The 5,030-nt window shown below is 46.2% G+C and carries 4 protein-coding genes and 1 pseudogene; 4 read left to right on the top strand and 1 reads right to left on the bottom strand.

All coding sequences use genetic code 11. The annotated features are described in order from the left end of the window. The 4 genes from ACFPVS_RS13420 to ACFPVS_RS13405 form a co-directional block, all read left to right on the top strand. Window positions 1–1,605 (top strand): DNA/RNA non-specific endonuclease (locus ACFPVS_RS13420; protein WP_378595850.1); only part of this gene is annotated, 1,605 nt, incomplete at its 5' end. Window positions 1,606–1,608: 3 nt separating this feature from the next. Next, window positions 1,609–2,067, top strand: a complete 459-nt coding sequence (locus ACFPVS_RS13415; RefSeq protein WP_096295156.1) for an immunity protein YezG family protein — start codon at window positions 1,609–1,611, stop codon at window positions 2,065–2,067. A 272-nt stretch (window positions 2,068–2,339) separates the two neighbouring features. After that, window positions 2,340–4,286, top strand: coding sequence for a VENN motif pre-toxin domain-containing protein (locus tag ACFPVS_RS13410; protein WP_378595849.1), 1,947 nt, complete (start codon window positions 2,340–2,342; stop codon window positions 4,284–4,286). Beyond that, entirely contained in the window at window positions 4,270–4,647 is a 378-nt protein-coding gene (locus ACFPVS_RS13405; RefSeq protein WP_096295155.1) for an SMI1/KNR4 family protein, read from the top strand. Before ACFPVS_RS13410 ends, ACFPVS_RS13405 begins: the two co-directional genes overlap by 17 nt. 146 nt (window positions 4,648–4,793) lie before the next feature. Here ACFPVS_RS13405 and ACFPVS_RS13400 read toward each other — a convergent pair. Next, a pseudogene (locus ACFPVS_RS13400) lies at window positions 4,794–5,021 on the bottom strand (integrase core domain-containing protein); the annotation flags it as partial. Window positions 5,022–5,030 lie beyond the last annotated feature (9 nt).

Below are 5,030 nucleotides of genomic sequence, written 5' to 3'. Positions count from 1 at the left end.
GCACGAAACGACGGCAGCTACGAAGCCTTCAGCCGACTGAGCGACAGCGAACGCCAGGCTGTCTTGATCAGCGAATCCGAAGCCTACCGCCATGCCGACACCGAAGCCCAAAACTGGGGCATAGGCGGCAGCAAATCCCGCGCAGTGAACGCCGGCACGATTTTGCTCACCGGCATACTCGGCGGCAAAACCAACCTGCAAACCGCCGCCGACACCCTGTCGCCCTACGCCGCAGCCGCCATCGGCAACACCTTCGGCCACGGAGAAAGCCGAAACGAAACCGCCCAAATGGTCGGCCACTTCCTCTTAGGCGCCACCTTAAGCTATATTAACGGCGGCGACCCTTTAAGCGGCGGCTCGGCGGCCGTTGCAGCCGAGAAAGCCGCACAATACCTGTCGCAGCAGTATAACGACGGCCAAACCGCCATCGATCCGCAAACGGGCGAATTCAATCCCAACCTGCTGCCCGAGCACATCAAAGACGAAATCAAATCCACTACCGGTGTGATTGCGTCCATCGTGGGCGCGACCGGAGACGGCGGTGCGGCGTTGAACGCGCAGATTGGCGGGGTGTTGGGGCAGAATGCAGTGGAGAATAACGACAGTGGTTGTACTTCCCCTACGCCACTAGCCAATTGCGGAGCCATCCAAAAGTCCATTTTGGATAATTTTGAGAAAAGCCATTATTGCAAAGGCTTATCTGTAGAAGCTTGCAGTAGGAAGCTCAGCACTGTAAGAGCCAACTATGGCAGAGAAAATGGAAAGCTGATTTATGAGTATCTAGGAGATTGGATACCGGTTGTTAGCACCATCAAAGGGGCAAAAGAAGCTCAAAATGCAGCCGATTACATCTTTGCTGCAGCTGATATATTCCCTCCTGCAGGCAAAGGCTTAAGAATTAGCCGTGCTGTGTTTAATAAAATGGTTGAGCGTGCCTCTAGAAACAATAACTGGGGAGAGGTACGAGCTGCTCTCTCGGATGTGCTTCAACAAGTTCAGGGATCATTAGGTCATAGCAATCAGCTCGCAATGGCTAGTAATGGTCAACTTGTTAAAAATACCACATCGACCAATAGACCAAACGTATCAAACTCAACTACACCGAGCTCATCAAGGACACAACTGGTTAGAGGAAAGAAAGGGGACTGGAATAAACTTGCGAATAAACCGGAAGCCAATACCGTATATGAATTTGAAAACGGTTATACTTATGCAACCGATTCACAAAAGCGTGTCAAAGAGGTAACAGCAGATTTAAAACTTGACGCTTGGGATAGAAATTCATACCAACAAAGTGTTTCAGGGAGGGAATGTAGACAAGGTAGTGACTGCGGCGGCCATCTGATTGCTTCAATGTTCGGCGGTCCGGGTGAAGGTGTAAATTTAGTACCGATGGATGCCAAATTGAATGGAGCAAGTGGAGAATGGTATAAGCTTGAACAACAATGGAAAAATGTATTAAGTTCCGGAGGAAAAGTTCAGGTCAAAATTGAACCTGTTTATTCGGGTAGCAGCAAGAGACCCAATAGCTTTATCATTCATCAAACTATAGATGGTTTAACCTTAGATAGTATTAATTTAAAAAATACTTCGACAGGAAAATAGAATATGTTAGAACAAGATCAGATAATCTATCAAAAAATTGGAAAATTGCTATGGTCAATTATGCCAACAGAAACTCAAAAAATAGTTTTTCTCGCGAGAATTTACGATAATGTTACGCAAGCTGGTACACGCTGGTTTGATCAAGACGGTACTGAACATAATTTTTATCAAGGGTGGGACAATCCCATTCAAGAAATTGATGATGAAATAGTCGGCTTGTTAGAAAATTTGCAAAAACTTCCATTATTTCAAACTACCCCTTGGACTCAATGCCAAGTTACTTTACAGGAAAATGGTAAATTTAATATCGAATTTGCTTATATTCCTGAGGAAGATAGCTGGCCTGGTTTATATATGCGTGGAATCAGTAGCTTAACGAAAGAAGAATTAGGGTCACCCTATTATATTCCTGAAGAAATCTGGGAAGAGCGTGTAGCAAGCCGTAGCCTGCATGAAACCTAAAATCCACAGGTAGGGTGTGTGCCCAAAAGCACACACGCGTTCTATGGATTTGAATTTAATGCCGTCTGAAAAACACTCCCAAGCTTTCAGACGGCCTTTTTTCTTTACCTCAAATAAGCAACTATGGTGAAAACCCCGACAATGAACCGGGCTACACCGACGGCAGCAGCTTCAGCCCGTCTTTACCGCAATACGAAAAAGGCGGCGACAACAGCATCACCTACGCTACCCTGAGCGAAGGCCGTCTGAACATAGCCGGTAAAGACACCACCGTGCAGGAATTAGGCATCCACAGCGACAGCAGCAGCGCCCACCGCACCGTTGCCGCCCTGCCCGATTTGGCCAAAATTACGGAGAAACAGCAGATTGTGGCGAAGGCCACGGCAGATGTGGCTTCAGCCGTATCGGTTTACCGCCAAAACCAACTGGCCAAAGCCCAAGAAGCCCTCAGCAATGCCGAAACAGAACTGATGGGGGCAACCTTCAGCGGCAATCAAAGCGATATTGATGCCGCACAAGGCCGTCTGAACGAAGCACGGGAGAATGTGAAAGCATGGGAAACCGGCGGCAGGAAAGTCCGCGCCTTAAACGCAGGCACCACGCTGATTACCGGCATACTGGGCGGCCAAAGCGAAATTCAGGCAGCGGTGAACAGCGCGAGCCCCTACACCGCCCAACTGATCGGCCAAACTTTCGGTCAAAACGGCAGCCATCCGAACGAAGCACTACAACTGCTTGCCCATGCTGTCAACAGCGGCGTATTGGCCGTTGTAAACGGCGGCAGCTTTGAAGCCGGTGCCGTCAGCGGCGCGGGCAGCGAACTCGCGGCCAAAGCCATCACACAAACCCTGTTTGGCGAGGAGGCAGCAGCCAATCCGAGCATATTGGGTGAGCAGGAAAAGACACTGGTCAGCGACTTATCGGCGGTATTCGGCACGGTATCGGGCGGTTTGGCCGGTGGTTCGGCTTTGAACGCACAAATCGGTGCTGCGGCGGGGCAGAATGCGGTAGAGAATAATTATCTCCTTCCGAAAGACTGGTCTAAATATCATCAAGAGATTGCCCAATGCCAAGGAAAAGGCGCACGCTGTTATACTAAAGCAGCCAAAGCACTTGAAGAAATCAGCAAACGCCGCAATCGTGAATTGGCACAAGCTTGTTCGGTATATGGTTCAATTGAAGCATGTACGGCCAAACAGAACGAAGCAAAACAATCTGTTGCTTATACCAAACAGCAATTGGCTGCCATTCCTTCAGGGCTTGGCAAACCATCTTCACCAATCTTGCAATATTTGGATAAAGTAGGAGCCGATCACCCTATTTCAGACGGCCTGATTGCAGTAAACCGTCTGAAACAGATGGATGCTCTGGCTGCGAGCCCTGAATTCATCAAAGCCTATCAATCCGATGCCAAGGTACGTAAGGACTTTAAAAACCAAGTGGAAAGCTTGGCCTCAATCGTTCAGCAATCCGGCAGAGCCAAAGAAGGCTTTATGTTTGACAAAGAAGTTCCGTTGACGAACATCAGCAAATTAGGAGGCATACGCACCGGAGAAGTCGGCCTTATTCCGGTGTATCCTGAGTTTGAACTGATGGGCTTGGGGATTGGTAAAGCGACCAAGACCGTTGCCGTCAAGCTTTTGGGAAACAAGAGTTTGAAGGTGGGCGGCAGGGAATTTAGCCAGACTTTGGGGCAGCGGGTTATGTCGACTGTTGATGGGGAGATGGCTGGGGGAAATAAATTGATCAAATCCCCTAATGGTGATTATGTTTTGCCTATAGGCAAACAGACCATTGACCCTACGCGAACATCTTTTTCTCAGGCAACCGTAAGTTATCAGAAGCGAGGAACGGATTACAATTATGATTCGATAGTTACAGAAATGAAAAAACAAAATAAATGGATTGGTGAACCTGTAGATGTAGTAAATATGCCTGATAGGGCTCCAACCAGTTTGGATAATACCCGTATACTTGCTGCTCGCGAAGCAGGGGTTAAGGTTGAAGCGAATGTTCATAATTTTAATGACCCTATTCCAATTGAACGTGCCAGAACCATTCAGTACAAGGGAAAATTGCCCAAAACTTGGGGAGAAGCTGTTCAATTTAGAATTAAAAACCAAGAAAGTCAAAAAGGAGTTCCAACAGGTTGGAGTCAAAAATTCCCTAATGGCAGTATTTACGATGTAAAGGTAATTAAAAATGGTAAGACAAGATAAATTTACTCCCTATCCGAAAGAAATGTTACCGTCTGGATTTAAATATCCAAAGAGTTATTTAGATCTCTCCCAGTCAACTAATACCATTAATTATGATGAAAAATACTTTTTTCCTTGGTGGTTTGAAGATTATGGTACAGAAGGTGCTGAAATTGCCTACAGATATAGAAAATTTAATTCTTCAATATCAAATAATGCTATTCCATTTGCGAACTACGGTGAATGGGAAGCTTATTTTGACGGGGAGGATATTTCAGGTAATCCCAAAGTTATTGTAGTCAATTTAGAAAATACGGAAAATTATGAAGTTTTTACTGATTTTGATACTTGGTTAAAAGAAGCTGAAAATGATGGTTGGTAGCAAGCAAACCGTAGCCTGCATGAAACCTAAAATCCACAGGTAGGGTATGTGCCCCAGCACGCACGCGTTCTATGGATTTGAAATTAATGCTGTCTGAAAAATTGATAAGATTTTTCAGACGGCATTGTAAGAAATATCCGCGTTGTTTACACAACAGGTTGAGAAAAATAAGCCTGTAAAACCTCAAAAGGCGTATCACCTTTCAAACCCTTATGCGGCTTAACCGTATTATAAAAATTCACAAAACGGCACAACTCCTTTTGCCGGTCTTCCGAATCTTTAAACGCAAACTTATCATGCCACATTTCCATTAAGGTACGGATCACCCGTTCCGCTTTACCGTTCGTCTGCGGTCGGGCAATACGGGCAAACTTTTAACCGAT

The organism is Neisseria weixii, assembly GCF_042658245.1.
Classification (GTDB): domain Bacteria; phylum Pseudomonadota; class Gammaproteobacteria; order Burkholderiales; family Neisseriaceae; genus Neisseria; species Neisseria weixii.
This window is presented reverse-complemented; position numbering and strand designations above follow the sequence as displayed.

What these genes read in the sequence shown, in the direction of transcription:
- ACFPVS_RS13415 (WP_096295156.1), top strand. Translation starts at nt 1,609, where the DNA reads ATGTTAGAACAAGATCAGATAATCTATCAAAAAATTGGAAAATTGCTA.
- ACFPVS_RS13405 (WP_096295155.1), top strand. Translation starts at nt 4,270, where the DNA reads ATGGTAAGACAAGATAAATTTACTCCCTATCCGAAAGAAATGTTACCG.